Below are 18,341 nucleotides of genomic sequence, written 5' to 3' on the forward strand. Positions count from 1 at the left end.
TCCAGCAAGAAACGGGCTCGACCCCAGTCGTGCTCGAATGAATGCTTACCGAAAGGAAGAAGACCGCAAAGTCGTTCGTTTCCGTGTAAACCGGGGTATCCGAGCAGGAGGTCATCGCCCGATTTACGTCACAACGTGCGTTATTTACACGCGATGGAACGCGGGGGCGGGCTCAGCGTCGGGTGGTTTCCCGAGCGCCCGTACGGTGCGAAGAGCGGCACGTTAAGTGCTAACTGGAGAAATTCGCCACGCAGAGGCGGTGAATTCCACGACGCGATTCAGGCGGCATTGATAACGCCGTCTCCTCCCAACCACTCATTCTTTTCTGGCGTAATCTATGTCCGCCCATCCAGGCTCAGCCGAACATGAACACGAACCGCCGCGCCACGCTAGCGAGTCAAAGGATCCGGCATCGCCTCAGAGCAGCCAGAACACGAGCGATAACGACGAACATGGTGACAACGGAAAAGATAACGGCAACGGCAAATCGGGCGAGCGCAAACGCCCCGGCAAACTGCCGCTGATCATTCTGGCTGTCGTTGTGGTCGTGCTGCTGATCATCGCATTCATCTGGTGGTTCGCCACCCGCAACCAAGTCAGCACCGACGACGCTTACACCGACGGCAACGCGATCACGCTCGCACCGAAAGTCTCGGGCTATGTCGTCAATCTCGCAATCGACGACAACGTGTATGTGCATGCCGGCCAGCTTCTGCTCGTGATCGACAAACGCGATTACCAGGCACAGGTCGATGCCGCGCAGGCGCAGTTGGGACTGGTCAAAGCTCAGTTCGACGCCGCACAGGTGCAGCTCGACATTGCGCGCGTGCGTTTCCCTGCCGAATACAGGCAGGCCAAAGCGCAGGTCTCGTCGGCGCAGGCAAGTTTCAGACAGGCGCAGGCCGCCTACGACCGGCAACACGCTGTCGACCAGCGCGCGACGTCGCAACAGAACGTCGACACAGCCGATGCGCAATGGCGCAGCGCAAGCGCCAGCGTTACTCAGGCACAGGCGCAGGCCCAAACCGCTAGCCTCGTGCCGCAGCAGATCCGCCAGGCGCAGGCGACGGTCGAAGAACGCCGCCGTCAGGTCGAACAGGCTCAGGCGCAACTGGAGCAGGCCCAGCTGAATCTGTCTTACTGCGAAGTGCGCGCGCCCTCGGATGGGTGGGTCACGAAGCGTAACGTGCAGCTAGGCACCTTCCTTCAGGCAGGCGTGTCGCTCTTTTCGATCGTAACGCCGCGTGTCTGGGTCACCGCCAACTTCAAGGAATCGCAACTGGAACGCATGCGCCCAGGCGACAAGGTGAAGATCGAAGTTGATGCATACCCGAAGCTCGATCTCGAAGGCCATATCGATAGCGTGCAGCTCGGTTCGGGTTCGCGCTTTTCTGCATTCCCGGCGGAGAACGCGACCGGCAACTTCGTGAAGATCGTGCAGCGTGTGCCGGTGAAAATCATCATCGACAGCCAGATGCCGCAGGGCCAGCCGCCGCTTGGGCTTGGGCTGTCCGTCGCACCGAAGGTATATCTCCGATGACGGACAACCCATCCGCCAACAACGGTGGTGCACAGTCGAACTGGCGGCCCGCAGCGAACCCGTGGTTTATCGCGATCGCCGTCACGCTCGCCGCATTCATGGAAGTGCTCGACACGACTATCGTGAACGTCGCGCTACCGCATATCGCGGGCACAATGTCGGCGAGTTACGACGAGGCGACCTGGACGCTCACGTCCTATCTCGTGGCGAACGGCATCGTGCTGCCGATTTCCGGCTTTCTGGGCCGCATGCTGGGTCGCAAACGCTATTTCCTCATCTGCATCGTCGCGTTCACGATCTTCTCGTTTCTATGCGGGGTGGCGACGAACCTCGGGCAACTGATCATTTTTCGTGTGCTGCAAGGGTTCTTCGGCGGCGGTCTGCAACCTAACCAGCAGTCGATCATCCTCGACACCTTTCCGCCCGAACAGCGCGGACGCGCATTTTCGATCTCCGCTGTCGCGATCGTCGTGGCGCCTGTGCTGGGGCCAACGCTCGGCGGCTGGATCACAGACAATGTTTCGTGGCGCTGGGTGTTTCTGCTGAACGTGCCCGTCGGCGTGTTGACGTCGCTTGCCGTGATGCAGCTTGTCGAAGATCCACCGTGGCGTGACAAACCGGGCACGAAGGTGTCGATCGACTATATCGGCATTACGCTGATTACGATCGGCCTCGGATGCCTTCAGGTCATGCTCGATCGCGGCGAGGATGAAGACTGGTTCGCGTCACCTTTTATCTGTACCTTTGCGGTGCTGGCCGTGGCAGGGATTGTCGGCGCAGCGTTCTGGCTGCTGTACGCGAAAAAGCCGGTTGTCGACCTTGCGTGTCTAAGAGACCGTAATTTCGCACTCGGATGCATCTGTATCGCCGCATTCGCGACAATCCTGTATGGCAGTGCCGTGCTCGTGCCGCAACTCGCACAGCAGCAGCTCGGATATACCGCGATGCTCGCGGGACTGGTCCTCTCGCCCGGTGCGCTGCTGATCACGATGGAAATTCCCATCATCAGCAAGCTGATGCCTTACATACAGACACGTTTCTTCGTGATGACGGGCTTTATTCTGCTCGGCTGCGCGCTGGTCTATTCGCACACGCTTACGCCCGACGTCGACTACATCACGCTCGTGAAAATGCGCAGCGCGCAATCGCTGGCAATCGGATTTCTGTTCGTGCCGATCACCACACTCGCCTATCTGACCGTGCCGCAACGCCTGAACGATGACGCATCCGCGCTATTCACGATGTTTCGCAACGTGGCGGGATCGATCGGCATTTCGCTGTCGACGGCCATGATCCGCGAGCGGACACAAGCGCGCATGGCACACCTGAGCGTGCACATGTCGCCGTTGTCGCAGAACTATAACGACGCGCTGCAGCAGAATGCGCATGCGATCACTGCGCTGAACGGCGCGCCGACGCCGCAGGCGCTGCAATCCGCAATGGGCCGGCTGTACGAGACGTTTGTCCAGCAGTCGACCATCCTGGCTTACGTGGACGTGTTTGCGATCCTCGCCGTGTTCTGCTTTGCCTGTGCGCCGATCACCATGCTGTTCTCGCCTGTAAAAGCGTCTGGCGGCGCCGGGGGACACTGAGATGCGACTGGCCTTCCGCCCATTGATGCTTACGACAGCCATCGCTGTAGCCGCAAGCGGGTGCAGTGTCGGGCCGAATTTCAAGGCACCCGACGCAGATGCGCCTGATGGATGGCACGATATCCAGCAGAGCGCGGTGAAGCCTGATGCACGGTCTTCACCCGTCTCGGTTCCCACCGTCGATGCAGACCCCGACCCGGACTGGTGGCGCAGCTTCAACGACCCTACGCTGGAGAGCCTGATCGCGCGCGCGATGCAGGGCAATCTGGATTTGCAGCAGGCGGTATGGCGCATCGTCGAGGCACGCACGCAGGTACAGGGTGCAGCCGCACATGGCCTGCCCAACATCAGCGCGACGGCGAGCTATACGCGCGAGCAGCTCGGCGCCAAGGGCTTTCTGCAATCGCAAGGCGTGTACGACGATGTGAACCGGCTTGGCGCACCCGACTCACCCATCAATACGATCGCGCCCGGAACTGGCACACAGGTGCAGCAGGCGGCCAACGGCGCGCTAAACCAGATCACCAGGCCGATCAATCTGTGGCAGGCTGGCTTCGACGCGTCATGGGAACTGGACCTGTTCGGGCGCGTGCGGCGCTCGGTCGAATCGGCGAACGCGCAGGTGCAAGGCGCGGAGGAGAGTCGCAACGATGCACTGGTCTCGCTCGAAGCGGAAGTGGCACAAACGTATATCCAGCTACGCGGCGCGCAGACGCTGCGCGCCGTCACGTCGAGTCTCGTCGACGAACAGGGAACGATCGTCGCCTTGACGCAGAGCCAGGCGCGCGTCGGCCTTGCAAGCGAACTCGATGTGAAAACCGCGAGCGCACAACTCGCGCAGACCCGTGCGCAACTGCCACAATACGACCAGCAGATCGAGCAGGCGATGAACGGCCTTGCATATCTGATCGGCGCGGCGCCCGGCGCGCTCGACAGCGAACTGGCAGCACCGTCGGCGATTCCGCCCGGCCCCCCAACGATTCCCGTCGGACTGCCATCGACGCTCGCCCGGCGCCGGCCGGACATCCGCCGTGCGGAAGCCGCACTGCATTCAGCCACCGCAAACGTGGGCGTGGCCGTCGCGCAATTCTTCCCGGATGTGGCGCTGACCGGGCAGATCGGCACGCGGTCCACGAACGCACGCGATCTCGCGCGCTGGTCGCATCTGTTCTGGTCGTTCGGACCGTCGGTGTCGCTGCCCGTTTTCGAGGGCGGTGCGCTCGTGTCGAACCTGCAGCTCTCGAAGGCCGAGCAACGCGTAGCCGCGCTTGACTATCGCAAGACGGTGCTGGGCGCGCTGCGCGATGTCGACACTGCGCTCGCCGTCTATCGCACGGACCAATCACACCAGAATGCGCTTGCTGACGAAGTCGTTACGCAGCAGGCCGCCTTCGATCTTGCCCGCGATAGCTACAGGAAGGGCCTGGTCAGCTTCATCAACGTGCTCGATGCGGAACGTCAATTGTCCCAGGCGCGTCAACAGCAGGCTCAGGCAACCATGCAGGTTTCGACGGATCTCGTCGCGCTCTATAAATCGCTCGGCGGCGGCTGGCAGGAGACGGCGATCGGCCGTTTGTCGCCACGCTGACGCGTGAAACAGCCGGCCGCACGATGCAAACGGGCGATATCCCGCGGTGCGCCGCTTGCTGCATGTCAGGTTCATGAAACAGGCAGAAAAACCCATAAACTCAAACTTGTGACGACTGGCGCAATCGTACTGACTGGTGCGCTCGCCATCGCTCCGCTCGCTACCGCACAAGCCGAAGCCGCATAGACCACAGCCACGGATCCGTTGGCGCAGTCAGACAAGGATTTTGTGCAGACGGCGTCGATGGCGTCATCGATTAAAATCGATGCAGCCAAACTCGCCACGGCAAGCTCTGAAGACAAGGATGTGAAGTCTTTGGTCCATCATATGATGCTCCACCATTCCAAACTGACAAGCCAGCTGAAAACGGCAGCCCGGCGCGGCGTGACATTACCGAAGGACAATTCGGATACTCCTCGGGCCGCTGAAACGCTTAAAGGCAAGGCGATCGACTAGGCGTATATATCGAAGGTCGGTGTAGAGGGGCGCAAGGAAGCGATCGCTGTGTTCCAGAAGGAGATTGCAGAAGGCCATGATCCGAAGCTCGAGAAGTCCGCGCAGGATACCCTGCCGACTATTCAGAAACACTGTCAGATGGCGCAGGACCTCGCCGCGAAAAAGGCGTAGCGCAATAACTCGCGACGCGCATCTGAAGAAAACCCGTGCTGATCGAGGACCTGCTTTACCTTGTGTCGAACCTGAAGCGACAACGGCGGAAGAAGACATTCTTCCCCGTTCGATGACGACGCGTTCGTTCGCACATCTTCACCATCCAACGTCGTTTCAAAATGCGCGGACCAGACGACGAGGCGAGTGTCTTCCGAGGAACCTTCGGGCCGAGATTCCGCGGAGTAGTTGCGCACCGCCATCGGCGTTGATTCGATCGGTACCGGTAGAAATGCCGCTCAGAAGCGTTTTCGATCAGCCGCTCGATCTGCTTGCTGCCATCTTTTTCTTCTGCCATACGCAGGCTGCCTTCGATTTGACGCTCCTTCGCCCAACACATTGCGTGCGGCATGAGTGAATGCCAATACGACGAGTTTGCATGCGTCGACCAGCTGCTCGCGGCGGCCTAGCGGGCGGAGTTGCGCAGTTTCTCCGCGCGGGCCACGATTACCGCCTCAAGCTTCGTCAACGAATATCACTGAGGCGCTCTCGTTTCGAGAAAGCGTTCGAGGGCATGGATGTCGATGACTGGCGCATCCTCGACGGGTCCTTCAACGATAGCTCAGGCGAACACGTCCGCTTCCCCGAGGAGATGGGTGGTGCGGGGTGGATGACGCGCCTGATGCCAGTGCGCGACGAGCTGCTCGGCGGCGATGCTCGCCCACTTTATCTTGGGTGGCTCGAGTGGGAGTGAAGACAGTCGCTTTGATCCAGTTAAGTGTGTTGCCGGTTGAGGAAATGCGGGCGAAACTGCGCATACTGCTACAGGGAGGCAGCCGTGAAGCGGGGCGAACGCTTCGAAACGCTTTTCTCAAATGGTAGAATTTCAGGAATGCAAAGCAATTGAATTTGCCCGGGCGCCGCCGAATAATCAAAATGGAATCAAGGGTCGCCTCTCATCGTGCCATCCGTAACAAAAGAGAGCAGCAAGCACGCCAGGCGGCCAAGCCCCGTCGTCGTGCGGGACGCACGCAGTAGCTCACACACTTCTCGAGCAGGAAGACACGGCGTGGTCAGGCATCCATGCACAACTGCGACTCACAGCGGGCAGCGCCCAGCATCAGGCATTCCAGAAGTCGCAATATCTCGGCGAAGCCTACACACACGCCACGCGGGACACCGTATTCCAACGTCGTCTGGCACAATTGATGTCGAGTCGCGGCAATCGGTGAGCCTGGCTTCCCAAGCTGCAAAAAGCGGGGCTATTTGGGAAACTCACCCCTTCGGCTCCGTCGCCTGCTACATCATTTCCGCAAATCTGGGATGAACGCCGAGCCCGGATCGCACGTCGGCATTGCCAATTTTCGGCGATTTGAGCAAGTCCTAATAACTTGGATGCCTGATAGAAAATTGCGCTTGCCTTGTTCGCCGCCCCGATTGCGTGCACCCGTACCAAAGGGCTGACATCTGGACGGTTCAGAAGACTTCAAGGGAGGTTTGAGACATTCGGTAGGCTGACGCATCGCCCGACATGCGCCGTCGATACTGGAGGCATCAGCACATGCCCGGTCATGCAGGCGCTCGCGACAGCGATCTCTTCCTCCCTGCCTTCTGTCGATCTTCTGCCTCTCGCCTCGCATCAGTACCCATTGCATCTATCGCATCGACCGTTCGACTCAACGAACATCATTGGAGAAAATACGACGCAGCGTGTACTTATTACAGCGATCCGCCGGTCATGCATATGCGAGACATCGCCATTGAACGGGATCTGCAGCGTGCCCATAGAGTGAGGCAGATGCTCAGTCGCAATCACGCGGTTCACGGCATGCCGGATGCTCCCGCCGTGTGCATCGATCACGCAGCCCTCTAGCTGGGAGATTCCATGAAGACCTTGCAAATCTCGCCCGGCCGGCGGGCCTTCGTGCGCACTGTTGCCTTAACCGTCCCCGCTGTTCTGGGTGCAGCCGCTGTCGCGAGAGGGGCACATTCCGCAGGGGACCCCGACGCGGCAAGCTCCACCGAAAGTGGCTATCGACCGAAGTACTTCCGCCCGGACGAATGGAACTCCCTGAGCGCGCTCGTCGATCGGCTGATACCGGCAGACAACGAAGGCCCCGGTGCAATCGAAGCGGGTGTCCCCGAGTTCATCGACCGACAGATGAACACACCATACGGCCATGGACATCTGTGGTATATGCACGGACCCTTCGTGCCCGATGCGGGTCCTGAGTTCGGCTATCAACAGCCGCACGCACCGCGCGAGCTCTACCGGCTCGCGCTGAAAGATCTCGAACAGTACGTCGCAGACAACCACGGTGGCGCGACTGTATCTCTGGACGCAGCGCAGCGCGATGGACTGCTCGTGCGACTCGAGCAGGACAAGCTGACACTGGCGGGCGCGCCGTCGGGTGTGTTCTTCAGTCAGCTGCTGCAGAACACATATGAGGGCTATTTCTGCGACCCGGTGCACGGCGGCAATCGCGACATGGCAGCCTGGCAAATGATCGGCTTCCCGGGCGCGCGCGCCGACTACATGGACTGGGTTCGCCAGTACGGCGCGAAATATCCGCTTCCGCCTATCTCCCGGCGCTGATTCGTCACGACGCCGTCCCGCACGGCTATGTTTGCAAGAAAGGAAGCTATATGAGCGATACCACGATGAAGGCCATCGACGTTGCCATCGTTGGATTCGGCTGGACCGGCGCCATCATGGCAAAAGAACTCACAGAGGCTGGTCTGAGCGTGGTGGCGTTTGAACGCGGACATTATCGCGACACTTACCCCGACGGCGCATATCCCGACACCATCGATGAACTCACCTACCTGCAGCGCTGGAAGCTGTTCCAGGACATGTCGATGTCGTCCTTCACGTTTCGCCACAAGATTGCGGATGTGGCGCTACCTTACCGGCAGATCGGCGCATTCAAGCCGGGGGAAGGTGTGGGCGGCGCGGGCTTGCACTGGTCGGGTCAGCAGTGGCGGGTTTTGCCCGAAGAACTGCGCCTGCGAAGCCATTACGAAGAACGTTACGGCAAGCGCTTCGTTCCCGACGACATCACGATTCAGGACTGGGGTGTCACGTATGAAGAGCTGGAGCCGCATTTCGACTTCGTCGAGAAGATGATGGGCACATCTGGCAAGGCCTATTGCATCAATGGTCAGGTCACTGGCGAAGGCAATTTCTTCGAGGCAAGCCGCTCGTCCGATTACCCGCTGCCGCCGCAGGCCGACCACTACACCGCACACCTCTTCAAGGTCGCGGCACGCGACGCGGGGCTGCATCCGTTCTCCGAGCCATCGGCGAATGCCGCCGCGCCTTATACTAACCCCTACGGTTGCCAGATGGGACCATGCACGTTTTGCGGATTCTGCTCGGGATTCGCATGCTACAACTATTCAAAGGCGTCGCCTAACGTCAACATCCTTCCCGCTTTGCGACGCGAGCCGAAGTTTGAACTGCGCGACCGGTGCTTCGTCAGCCGAATCGATCTCGACAACGACAGGAAGCAGGCGACGGGTATCACGTATGTCGACGCGAACGGCAACACCGTGCATCAACCCGCGTCGATTGTGATTGCGAGCACGTTCGCCTACAACAATGCGCGGCTCTTTCTGCTGTCGGGCATTGGTACGCCTTACGATCCGGTCGCGGGCAAAGGTGTCGTGGGCCGCAATGTTGCATACCAGACGATGTCGACCGTGCAGATGTTTTTTGCACCCGGCAAGAACACAAACATGTTCATCGGCGCCGGCGGCAACGGCGTCGCGCTCGACGACTTCAACGGCGACCACTTCGATCATGGCCCTCTGAACTTCGTCGGAGGGGCTCCGGTATGGTGCAATCCCGCGGGCGCCAAGCCTATTTCGGGAATCGCCACGCCGAAGGGCTCGCCCAGATGGGGCAGCGCGTGGAAGAAAGCGGTCAAGGAGTCGTATCTGAACTATGCGTCGTTCGACGTGCACGGTGCGAACATGGTGTACCGCGACGTCTATGTCGACCTTGACCCGACGTATCGCGACCATTTCGGCATGCCGTTGCTGCGCTTCACGTTCGACTGGAAAAACAACGATATACGGATGAGCCGCTACGTGACCACGCAGATGCTCGAAGTCGCCCGCGCGATGAATCCGCGGTCGATCAATGTGAGCGTGAAGAATATCGGCGATCACTTCGACGTTCGTCCTTATCAGACGACGCACTGGGCCGGCGGTGTCGCAATGGGTACCGATCCGTCCATCAGCGTGCTGAACCGCTACCTGCAGAGCTGGGACGTCCCGAACGTTTTCGCGGTGGGTTCCGGCGTGTTCCCGATAGGCATCGGCTACAACCCGACCGGCCTCGCAACCGCACTCGCCTACTGGTCGGCGAAAGCGATCCGCGAGCAATACCTGCGTGATCCGCGCCCTTTGATGTAGCGCCGCGGAGGTGCAGTCATGAACCGTCCACGCCTCGTCGCGATGGTATATGCGGCCGCCGTCGCGGGGCTGCCCGGCTATTTGCGCGCCGACCCCGCATCCATTCCTGCCAACGCAACCGCACCAATCTCGCCCGGATCCGCCTCATCGAGCGGGCCAGGTGAATCGTCCGTCGACCGGCGAACGCGCGCCGAGCAGCCGAACTCCGCCGATCCTGCGGCCGCGCTGACGGGCAAAACCTCGCCGCCCGCCGCCGTGATGAAGACCCCGCCCCCGGACGCGACGCTTGCCGCGCAGGCCGCCGTTGGTCATGCGCCCGACCCGCTTGTCGCGCGTGGAGCGTATCTCGCACGTGCTGGCGATTGCATTGCCTGTCATACCGCAAAAGGCGGCAAGCCGTTCGCCGGCGGACTGGCAATAGGCTCGCCGCTTGGCACCATCTACTCGACGAACATCACGCCGGACCCGCGCTACGGCATCGGCAACTGGAGCTATGACGACTTTTCCAGGCTGATGCGTCACGGCGAAGTCAAATCGGGCTATGTCGTGTATCCGGCCATGCCTTACCCGTCCTACGCGCGTCTCACCGACTATGACATGAAAGCGCTGTATGCGTATCTCATGCATGGCCTGCAACGCGTCGCCCAGCAGAACCGCAACAACGACATTCCGTGGCCTCTGTCGATGCGATGGCCGCTCAAGCTGTGGCGGGCCGCCTTCGCGCCGGATGCCGCGCCATTCCGAGCGTCGCCGCATATGTCGCCGGAAGTATCCCGCGGCGCGTACCTCGTGCAAGGGCTCGGCCACTGCGGCAGTTGTCACACGCCGCGCGCAATCACGCTGCAGGAGAAGGCGCTCGACGATGCGGGCGGCAGCGTTTATCTATCTGGAGGCGGCTCAATCGACGGATGGATTGCGCCGTCCTTGCGCGCCGAACACGGCGGCGGACTGGCGCGCTGGTCGACCGACGACATCGTGCGGTTCCTGAAAACCGGCCGCACCGAAGGCACCGCGTCATTCGGTGCGATGAACGATGTAGTGGTCGATTCGACGCAATACCTCACTACCGACGACGTGAAAAGCATCGCCCTGTATCTGAAGTCGCTGGGACCACACGCTGGCGATGCGCCCACCTACGCCTACGATCCGCGCATTGCCGACGCGATGTACCACGGACGCCCGCCGGACGAAGGCGCGCGCATCTATCTGGACCGCTGCGCGGCTTGTCACCGCTCCAACGGCACAGGCTACGGCAAGGCGTTCCCCGCTCTCGCGGGCAATCCTGTTCTGCAGACTCATAACCCCACGTCTGCGATTCATATCGTGTTGTCGGGCAGCGCACAGCCGGGCACAGCCACCGCGCCTTCGTCTTTGACAATGGCACCTTATGCAAACCTGCTGCACGACGACGAAATTGCCAGAGTCGTCACATTCATCCAGACCGCGTGGGGCAACCGCGGCGGACCTGCATCAGCCACCGACGTCGCAAAGATGCGCGAGAAGGCCGAACCCGTTCAAGCCGCAGGATTTACCGCGCCGATGCAGCGCGACCTGCGGCGCGCTGAGCCGGGCCGCAGCGCCGAATCGTTTTCGAGCGGCGTCGCGCCGGGTCAATGACATTGCGCTGGCGACGGGCAGATCCGTCTACGCTGACGAGGCCGACATCGGGGCAGTGCTCTGAGCGGCTTGAGCGGCTTCTGCGCCTTAGGCAGTCTGCGGCGCACTTTCCGCGAGCGCTTTGATGTCTTGTGCGGTGGCGGCATCCAACGGCCTATAAACGATCATGCCCAGGTCGGGTCGGCCATCCACCGAGAACGCCGAATACTCGAGTTCGATCGGCCCCAGCGTGGGGTGCGATAGACGTTTCGCGCCGCCATCGGCATGGCTGTGCGAGCCGTTCTCGCGCCACAGAGCTTCGAATTCGGCACTGCGGCTGCAGAGTTCCTCGACGAGTGCACCCGCCTCCGAAACGAGCCCGGCTCGCGCGACAACGGCTCTGAACGCAGCCACCACAAAGCGTGCGACGCTGGGCCAGTCGTGTTGCTTCGCACCCACATGCGGATCAGTGAACAGGAAGCGCAACAGGTTGCGCCCGTCGGGCGGCAGCGCGCCGTAATCCGTCAGCACGACGGTGGCCGCGCGATTCCACGCGACCACGTCCCACATCGCGTTCTTGATGATGGCAGGACTGGATGGCCGCGAATCGAGAAAGCGCTGCAACCGCGGATTGACGTCGCTGACTCTCTCCACGCGCTCCGTGGCCCGCAGCAACGGCTCCCAAGCGCGAACATGCCGCCGGGCGCAGATGCTCAAGTAACTTCACCATATTATCCATCCGCCTTGAGCCGCAGACACGAAGCTTGCCCACGGACGATCGGCGAACTGCGTGCGAAAACTACAGTGCCATGCACCTGCCCGAACAAGAACTGCGCTTTGGCAAATCTGCTATGCTGATTTTCACGACGATGAACATTTCCCTTCCGGACACGCTGAAAAGCTTCGTCGACGAACAGGTCTGCGAGCGGGGCGAAGGCACCAGCAGCGAATATGTCCGCGAACTCATCCGTCGCGACCAGCAGCGGCAGCATTTGCGTGCTCTTATGCTTGACGGCGCGGCATCGGGCGCGATAGCGCCTGTCGATGCACGGTATTTCGACTCACTGCGCGCTCACGTGTGTAACGCGCGTAAATGAAGTCGAAACCTGTCGTTCCGACCCGACAGGCGCAGCAGGATCTGGAAACCGAGATCGACTATTACCTTTTCGATGAGAGTTCGGAGGCCGCTGCGCTGGGATTCATCGCTGCTGTCGAGGAGGCCTCCCAGAAACCAGGCAAAAATCCCGACCTGGATCTCCATGTTACGCCGAACTCGACCTGCCCGGACTCCGGTCATGGCCACTTAAGCGTTCCGCACCTTGTCTTTTACGTGGATCGTGATGATCACGTTGAAATATGGCGCGTGATTAATGCCGTACGTGTTATTCCGACGTGGCTGCTCAACCAGAACGGGTAAAGGCGGACAAACGGAGTCGGGCGTACGTTAATCTGACGCGTGCGCGGCCCCGTATGGTGAGATTTTTCGGGATTACCGCGGCCGGAGCGAGACACATTGAGCAGTGAAACGGTATCCCGATATTCATGCCACATTCTGTGTGCAACAATCACTCATCCGCTTCTATCGCATTCCCTGCCGATTCCCATGGACACGCTTGCAGTTACCCCTCAGGTGCTCACCGGTCGCGGCGTCTCGTTCTTCTTTCCTGGTCCTCGAGGGATGGTCGAATGCGTGGTCACGATCAGGGCCCTGCAGGACTGCTTCTGGCTTGAACCCCACGCCGACGACATCAGAATCCTCCGTGCGTTCCGGGATGGCTACGGACGTATCCGCGCGATCGCCGAGCGAAAGGTGCTTACGCATCCAGCCACCCACCTTGAACTGACAGCCGCCGATTTTGCGCGCCCATGAACGTGTAACCATGCCGATAGTTTTCGACCGCGAAGCTCGGGCAGAAATGCTGTGTTACCTCGTAGTCGGCGAACTTGTGGCCATGGCACGCACCAGTCACGGGCTCAGGACGGATCATCTGGTCGAACTCTCGCTCGTCTGGATGCGCGCCAACGGCGCCGATCCAGAATGGCGGGACCGTATCAACATCGTCCGCATGGCGGTCGACCTGGCACCCGACGTTCTCGTGACATTCGAACTCACGACCGAGAAAGCCGTGGCATCGCTCTTCACGAATGGCGGGCGTCTCGACTATCGCGTGCCACTCGTTGGGCAGATTCACAGCCACTGGGCTGCGAGGCTGCAGTGTACGTAGACAGGCTTCGTAGCCCGACATGCGTTACAAGTTTTTCCTGAGAAATCCTCGCCACAAAAAAATGCCCACAGCCTGTGCGACGGTGGGCTTCAACACACATCAAAAGTCACGAATACCCGCTTCTCTAGGATCTGTCCACACCACATAGAGTCCGCCAACAGAGCAAGCCGTACGGCCGAAAGCGGTCAGGCGATCCGCTTTGCCGCGTTATCCGGGCTCGTCCGTCACGTCCGGCCGGTCTACCGGCATTGACAACGTCCTTGAATGCCTTGCCTGCGGTGAACTTGACCGTCTTCGCCGCCGGAATGGTGATGGTTTCGCCTGTAGAGGGATTGCGACCAGTGCGTTCGGCGCGGGCACCTGTCTAAAACGAGCCGAATGCGATCCGCTGGACTGTTTCGCCACGCGTTACCGCCGCCATCACGGCCTCGAGATTGACGTCAATGATCTCGCCCGTGCTGGCCTTGCTTGCGGCCACCGTCGCCGCAACTGCATCAATCAGCTCGTGTTTGTTCATCTGTATGCCTCCCCCGAAGCAACTACGTCCTCGATGCTGGCGGACCGGACGCGACCGACCGCACGTGCGCTGGCCCGGCAACCCGCGAGTTCAAACGAGGCACCCGTTCGTCTGAAGCCCCCTTACTGTCGGCAGGATTTTTGGCGGAGCTGGACTGGTCGTTCGGTTGATCAGACAGTTAGTTGCGCTCACCTGCCGAGCGGCGTTGAGTCTGCACGGGCAGAGCGGTCTGCTTCGCGCCGGAATCTTGAACCGCGATGATTAATCACACACACAACCGGGCTTCACACATGCAACAGCGACGCCTATCCGCACGACGCTCGTGGGTGCACGGCAAGGGACTCTTCACGGTACGCCCCATCGCGGCCGGCGAGCGGCTTATCGAGTACACAGCCGGAGGCAGGCCGCAGCGCGCCACGCTGGCCACACTTTCGTCTTCGGACTCTCGGACGGTCGCGTGATTGATGTGCAGTCGCGGTGGCAACAGCGCACGCTTCCTGAATCACGCATGCGCACTGAACTGCGAAGCAGTCGGGTCGGATAATCGTTGATCGGGCAACAGTATAGGTGCCGCCGTCACTCACCCGGATATCGGCAAACCATGCTCAGCTTTTCAGACGGTTGACGTCGGCTGCACCGAATGACCCTTGCCGGCGTTGCTGGATGCCCCTTCGCAACTCGTTACCGCCACTCATCCGGTTCGCCTCGGCGGCCGATTTCAGAACCGCAACGGCCGACTGTGCGAGACGACTACCATCTGGTGTAACGCCTAGTCGAACTGTCCGCGTCCCTGCTCTAAATCCTCTCCTCCGCGGCGTGCTCACGATCGAATTCCGGCTCACTATCCCATAGCGCGACATTTTTCTGCGCAACGGCGACAGGCCTCCGCGCATTGCTTACAGTGTTCGTGCTGGTGCTGGTCGCACTCAGCCGCGCACGCATCGCATATCGACGCGCATAACGCGCAAACTTCCTTTGCACGACTGCTGTCGCGAGCCATGACAGCGGACGCCAGGCGGCATATGTCCGCACAGTCCATGTCCAACCTGATGCATTCAGCCATTTCGGAAACGTTCTGTTCCGAAAGGCATGCGGCTGCGCAATGGTCGCAAGCGCTAGCGCATTCGTCACAGGCTTCAATGCAAGATTGCTGTTTCTCGAGTGCCATCTGGTCCTCCGCAATGTCTATGATTTTCCGTGCCTTCCTGCCGGTCTCTTGACCGCCGCATGACGCGTACCCGGAATCGCAAACCTCACCTAGTTGGTAGGATCTATCCCGCACGCCGCAGAAGTAGATTTACATCTTTTCCTTTACGCCAGAACGGATCAACCACCAGTTGACCGGGTAGCTGGTCGCAAATCCTGCGAGCATGGCGAGCTGCATGGCAAACCAGAATTCTGGACTGGCAACTTTCGCGATTCCCCCGTAGGCCGGCTTGAACCACAGGAACTGGATGATGGCCATAAGTCCATACATGCCCAACTGCCATGCAGTAATCGACGCGATATCCGCTTTGACGGCCGCCACCAGACCTGCGCCTATCGACAGCCCCCGCATTGGCTTAATCGTGAAGTACTGAAAGACGATGCCGAGCAGAAAGGCGACGATGAAATCGGGGATCCAGATGGCAAACGTTTTTTCGTTAAACACCGTGTGCCAACCAAACCAGACCGCCAAGGCGGGGAAGGCAAAAGCCGACCACTCTACAATGATGTCTCCTAGGATACAGCCCGCACCGCAGTGGCTCGTCCCTTTCATCACCATCGCGGCGAACGGCTGCCCGTCGGCCTTCAGGCTGGCGTCCACGGTATTTCGTCCCCACGCGTAGTAGGCGGCAAACCAGACGACTGTGCCGAACAACGCTGTCAGGGGCCAGACGACCTTCATGATCCACATTGTCTGGGGGTGTCGAACTTCATCAACGACGATCGCAACGGCACAGATCGCACCCAAAATGATCCACGTTGCCGATAGCGTATTCGGCCAAGGTGGGAAGGTTCCGTAAATCATCGGTATTTACTGCTGGCGCGTGAAATGCCTAGCCGACAGCAAGGCGCGTTCCGTTCCCTAGGCCGACGTTTTCCGTCGCGAACCATCGGCGCCACCGTGTTGCGCGATGTCCTCCGACGTTGATATAGCGGAAGGGAGAAGAAGGCCAAGCTCCGGGCGTCGAATCACTGGCTGGAAGGTTGCGCACAAAACCTACATAATTCTTGGCGAGTTTCATCGGATACCGCAAGGCGCAATGTTTTCGGCGGTTATCTCGAATCAGGAGACCACCGTGACCTTTCTGGCTGAGAAAGAATCCGCACTGGCGCTCGCGGATCGCCATATTCGGGAAGCAGTGCAGCGCATTGCCCTGCAGGAAAGGCGCATTCAGGACCGTCAGGGGGACTGAACGAGCAATCGGCGAGGACAGCGGCATGAGGATTACATACTTTTCAAGTTGGCTCGCAAAGCTGCGGAGCATCATCCGTTCCGGAGCCTTGCAAGACAAGAAGCATGGGACGGCTTGGTTATTGCTGCGGGGAAACCAGAGCATGGATGGACGAGGGAACTAAATGACTCTGTCGGACTTCATCGAAACCAACCTGGCCCCGCTCGTCGAAGACTGGACCGCATTTGCGCGCAAACTGACCCCCGCAGACGGACAACTCGACGAGGAGCAGCTGCGAAACTCAGCGCGTGCGCTCCTGATGGGGATTGCAGCCGACATGCGGGAGCCGCAGACATCAGAGCAGCAGCAGATAAAATCCTACGGCCAACGTCGGCACCCAGACTCGGACTTCAACCAGATCGGTCGCGGGCACGCCGACGAACGGCGCGCGCACGGCTTCGGGATCAATGCCCTGGTAGCGGAATATCGTGCGCTGCGGGCAAGTGTCCTGCGCAGATGGCAGCAGACCTGCCGGCTCGATGCAGCAGCATTTGAGGAGATGATCCGTTTCAATGAGGCAGTGGATCAGATGGTTGCTGAGTCGGTTCAGCAGTTCTCGAAGACGACGGAGCGTATCAGGGATATGTTCGCGGGCGTCCTTGCACACGACCTGCGCTCGCCAGTAGGCGCGATTGTCAATTCGACCTATGTGATTCTGAAGGACGAGAATCTGTCGCCAACCAGCGTTCGGGCGGCTGCGAACCTGCAACATGGCGCGGAGCGGGTAAAGATGATGATTGATGATCTTTTCGTCTTCACGCGCACACGCCTCGGAGACGTGCTTCCGGTTGATCCCGCCCGGCACGACCTCGAGCGCATCTGCCATGGCGCGGTCGACGAGGTGTGCGCCACGCATCCCGACTCACATATCAGGGTGCAAGCCCGGGGCGAGCTCATGGGCACATGCGACGGCGCACGCATGAATCAGCTCGTCGTCAATCTGGTCGCAAACGCCGTTCAGCATGGCTCAGGACCGGTCCGCGTCGAAGTGGTGGGCGACGGCGAGCGCATAAGGATTGCTGTCTCAAGTGGAGGGGAACCAATACCGGCTGACGCACTGCCCACCCTCTTCGATCCGTTGACGCGCGCAGCCCCTTCGCCTGAGCGCAGGCGCGTTTCGCCCGGCATGGGACTTGGCCTGTATATCTGCCGCTGCATTGCGCACGCCCACCGGGGAACGATTACGGTTGCATCTGATGAGCGCGCAACGGTTTTCACGGTGGACATCCCGCGGTTCTTCGTGCCGAAGCGTTGATCCGGGTTACGACGCGGGGCTTTCCCGTCCGTTGCCGCCTTTCGTTCTTCAGCCACTGAAAGAATACGCATGATGCTCGCCGGTGCGATCCGCAACCCGTCCCTGCATACTCGGTAATTGATCACCACCGATTCCTACCATAGGATTCGACAACGAGACGCGCGGCACTATCGTCGCAACCACTGCCTTCACTTCTTCCGCGACTATTGCGATGGCTGAATTCATGCGCATCGCGGTCCACGAGGTAAGCACCTCCATTAACCGCTTGTGGCCGGCTCGAGGCCGTGCCAGCGGCAATTAGCTTACCGAACAACGGCCATTGAGCGAGGGCGGACGAGGCCACGGTCAGCCAAACTGGACGACGACGTTCATCGGCGGATCGTGGCGCCGCATGCTGCCGGACGCGGTTTGGGTACGGAGCGAACAGCAGCGATCCGGCCCGAAGCGGCCCCTCGCATCGTCGCGCCGATGCCCCTTGTTCGCCAAGGATGGTCTCCTTGATATTGAGTCGCCGCGATCTCTCCCTAGCGAAGCGGATCCTATTGTCCGTGAGCGGTTGTGGCTC

15 protein-coding genes and 4 pseudogenes are annotated in these 18,341 nt (G+C 60.4%); 14 read left to right on the forward strand and 5 right to left on the reverse strand.

Annotated elements, in window-relative coordinates; genetic code table 11:
- The first annotated feature begins 337 nt into the window (after positions 1 to 337).
- From KFO72_RS10790 to KFO72_RS10825, 8 genes and pseudogenes are all read left to right on the forward strand, one after another.
- Positions 338 to 1,540 (forward strand): HlyD family secretion protein, encoded by a 1,203-nt coding sequence (locus tag KFO72_RS10790; protein WP_225032022.1) that lies wholly within the window; start codon positions 338 to 340, stop codon positions 1,538 to 1,540.
- Positions 1,537 to 3,132 (forward strand): DHA2 family efflux MFS transporter permease subunit, encoded by a 1,596-nt coding sequence (locus KFO72_RS10795; protein ID WP_225032023.1) that lies wholly within the window; start codon positions 1,537 to 1,539, stop codon positions 3,130 to 3,132. Before KFO72_RS10790 ends, KFO72_RS10795 begins: the two co-directional genes overlap by 4 nt.
- Before the next feature lies 1 nt (position 3,133).
- Positions 3,134 to 4,720, forward strand: a complete 1,587-nt coding sequence (locus tag KFO72_RS10800; RefSeq protein ID WP_225032024.1) for an efflux transporter outer membrane subunit — start codon at positions 3,134 to 3,136, stop codon at positions 4,718 to 4,720.
- 108 nt (positions 4,721 to 4,828) lie between these two features.
- Positions 4,829 to 5,347, forward strand: a pseudogene (locus KFO72_RS10805) (DUF4142 domain-containing protein).
- Between the two features lie 553 nt (positions 5,348 to 5,900).
- A complete protein-coding gene (locus KFO72_RS10810; RefSeq protein ID WP_225032025.1) occupies positions 5,901 to 6,080 on the forward strand; it encodes a hypothetical protein in 180 nt (59 codons plus the stop codon).
- Positions 6,081 to 7,211: 1,131 nt separating this feature from the next.
- Positions 7,212 to 7,922, forward strand: coding sequence for a gluconate 2-dehydrogenase subunit 3 family protein (locus KFO72_RS10815; RefSeq protein WP_225032026.1), 711 nt, complete (start codon positions 7,212 to 7,214; stop codon positions 7,920 to 7,922).
- A gap of 50 nt (positions 7,923 to 7,972) precedes the next feature.
- Positions 7,973 to 9,745: a GMC family oxidoreductase gene (locus tag KFO72_RS10820; RefSeq protein ID WP_225032027.1), complete on the forward strand. Its 1,773-nt coding sequence runs from the start codon at positions 7,973 to 7,975 to the stop codon at positions 9,743 to 9,745.
- Positions 9,746 to 9,763: 18 nt separating this feature from the next.
- Entirely contained in the window at positions 9,764 to 11,362 is a 1,599-nt protein-coding gene (locus KFO72_RS10825; protein ID WP_225032028.1) for a cytochrome c, read from the forward strand.
- Between the two features lie 87 nt (positions 11,363 to 11,449).
- Here the strand turns inward: KFO72_RS10825 and KFO72_RS10830 are convergent.
- Positions 11,450 to 11,998, reverse strand: a pseudogene (locus KFO72_RS10830) (transcriptional regulator); the annotation flags it as partial.
- A gap of 212 nt (positions 11,999 to 12,210) precedes the next feature.
- On the opposite strand from KFO72_RS10830, the gene KFO72_RS10835 reads away from it, so the two are divergent.
- The 4 genes from KFO72_RS10835 (at position 12,211) to KFO72_RS10850 (ending at position 13,566) form a co-directional block, all read left to right on the forward strand.
- Positions 12,211 to 12,438, forward strand: coding sequence for a type II toxin-antitoxin system ParD family antitoxin (locus tag KFO72_RS10835; protein WP_225032081.1), 228 nt, complete (start codon positions 12,211 to 12,213; stop codon positions 12,436 to 12,438).
- Positions 12,435 to 12,758 (forward strand): type II toxin-antitoxin system RelE/ParE family toxin, encoded by a 324-nt coding sequence (locus tag KFO72_RS10840; protein ID WP_225032029.1) that lies wholly within the window; start codon positions 12,435 to 12,437, stop codon positions 12,756 to 12,758. The genes KFO72_RS10835 and KFO72_RS10840 overlap by 4 nt, the downstream gene beginning before the upstream one ends.
- A 186-nt stretch (positions 12,759 to 12,944) precedes the next feature.
- Positions 12,945 to 13,211, forward strand: coding sequence for a DUF1488 family protein (locus KFO72_RS10845; RefSeq protein WP_225032030.1), 267 nt, complete (start codon positions 12,945 to 12,947; stop codon positions 13,209 to 13,211).
- A gap of 82 nt (positions 13,212 to 13,293) precedes the next feature.
- Positions 13,294 to 13,566, forward strand: coding sequence for a hypothetical protein (locus KFO72_RS10850; protein ID WP_225032031.1), 273 nt, complete (start codon positions 13,294 to 13,296; stop codon positions 13,564 to 13,566).
- Positions 13,567 to 13,813: 247 nt separating this feature from the next.
- Here KFO72_RS10850 and KFO72_RS10855 read toward each other — a convergent pair.
- Positions 13,814 to 14,083, reverse strand: a pseudogene (locus tag KFO72_RS10855) (HU family DNA-binding protein); the annotation flags it as partial.
- 290 nt (positions 14,084 to 14,373) lie between these two features.
- Between KFO72_RS10855 and KFO72_RS10860 the strand changes: the two are divergent.
- Positions 14,374 to 14,631: pseudogene (locus KFO72_RS10860) on the forward strand (SET domain-containing protein); the annotation flags it as partial.
- 293 nt (positions 14,632 to 14,924) lie between these two features.
- Here KFO72_RS10860 and KFO72_RS10865 read toward each other — a convergent pair.
- From KFO72_RS10865 to KFO72_RS10875, 3 genes are all read right to left on the reverse strand, one after another.
- Entirely contained in the window at positions 14,925 to 15,251 is a 327-nt protein-coding gene (locus KFO72_RS10865) for a four-helix bundle copper-binding protein (protein ID WP_225032032.1), read from the reverse strand.
- Positions 15,252 to 15,380: 129 nt separating this feature from the next.
- Positions 15,381 to 16,094, reverse strand: coding sequence for a DUF4396 domain-containing protein (locus KFO72_RS10870; RefSeq protein ID WP_225032033.1), 714 nt, complete (start codon positions 16,092 to 16,094; stop codon positions 15,381 to 15,383).
- Between the two features lie 28 nt (positions 16,095 to 16,122).
- On the reverse strand, positions 16,123 to 16,557 hold the full coding sequence (locus KFO72_RS10875) for a hypothetical protein (RefSeq protein ID WP_225032034.1): 435 nt from the start codon (positions 16,555 to 16,557) through the stop codon (positions 16,123 to 16,125).
- Positions 16,558 to 16,645: 88 nt separating this feature from the next.
- Here KFO72_RS10875 and KFO72_RS10880 point away from each other — a divergent pair, with 88 nt between their 5' ends.
- A complete protein-coding gene (locus KFO72_RS10880; protein WP_225032035.1) occupies positions 16,646 to 17,776 on the forward strand; it encodes a sensor histidine kinase in 1,131 nt (376 codons plus the stop codon).
- The last annotated feature ends 565 nt before the right edge of the window (positions 17,777 to 18,341 follow it).

Source organism: Paraburkholderia sp. XV (genome assembly GCF_020177535.1).
Lineage (GTDB): Bacteria > Pseudomonadota > Gammaproteobacteria > Burkholderiales > Burkholderiaceae > Paraburkholderia > Paraburkholderia caribensis.

What these genes read in the sequence shown, in the direction of transcription:
- KFO72_RS10790 (WP_225032022.1), top strand. Translation starts at nt 338, where the DNA reads ATGTCCGCCCATCCAGGCTCAGCCGAACATGAACACGAACCGCCGCGC.
- KFO72_RS10795 (WP_225032023.1), top strand. Translation starts at nt 1,537, where the DNA reads ATGACGGACAACCCATCCGCCAACAACGGTGGTGCACAGTCGAACTGG.
- KFO72_RS10800 (WP_225032024.1), top strand. Translation starts at nt 3,134, where the DNA reads ATGCGACTGGCCTTCCGCCCATTGATGCTTACGACAGCCATCGCTGTA.
- KFO72_RS10810 (WP_225032025.1), top strand. Translation starts at nt 5,901, where the DNA reads ATGGATGTCGATGACTGGCGCATCCTCGACGGGTCCTTCAACGATAGC.
- KFO72_RS10815 (WP_225032026.1), top strand. Translation starts at nt 7,212, where the DNA reads ATGAAGACCTTGCAAATCTCGCCCGGCCGGCGGGCCTTCGTGCGCACT.
- KFO72_RS10820 (WP_225032027.1), top strand. Translation starts at nt 7,973, where the DNA reads ATGAGCGATACCACGATGAAGGCCATCGACGTTGCCATCGTTGGATTC.
- KFO72_RS10825 (WP_225032028.1), top strand. Translation starts at nt 9,764, where the DNA reads ATGAACCGTCCACGCCTCGTCGCGATGGTATATGCGGCCGCCGTCGCG.
- KFO72_RS10835 (WP_225032081.1), top strand. Translation starts at nt 12,211, where the DNA reads ATGAACATTTCCCTTCCGGACACGCTGAAAAGCTTCGTCGACGAACAG.
- KFO72_RS10840 (WP_225032029.1), top strand. Translation starts at nt 12,435, where the DNA reads ATGAAGTCGAAACCTGTCGTTCCGACCCGACAGGCGCAGCAGGATCTG.
- KFO72_RS10845 (WP_225032030.1), top strand. Translation starts at nt 12,945, where the DNA reads ATGGACACGCTTGCAGTTACCCCTCAGGTGCTCACCGGTCGCGGCGTC.
- KFO72_RS10850 (WP_225032031.1), top strand. Translation starts at nt 13,294, where the DNA reads ATGGCACGCACCAGTCACGGGCTCAGGACGGATCATCTGGTCGAACTC.
- KFO72_RS10865 (WP_225032032.1), bottom strand. Translation starts at nt 15,251, where the DNA reads ATGGCACTCGAGAAACAGCAATCTTGCATTGAAGCCTGTGACGAATGC.
- KFO72_RS10870 (WP_225032033.1), bottom strand. Translation starts at nt 16,094, where the DNA reads ATGATTTACGGAACCTTCCCACCTTGGCCGAATACGCTATCGGCAACG.
- KFO72_RS10875 (WP_225032034.1), bottom strand. Translation starts at nt 16,557, where the DNA reads ATGATGCTCCGCAGCTTTGCGAGCCAACTTGAAAAGTATGTAATCCTC.
- KFO72_RS10880 (WP_225032035.1), top strand. Translation starts at nt 16,646, where the DNA reads ATGACTCTGTCGGACTTCATCGAAACCAACCTGGCCCCGCTCGTCGAA.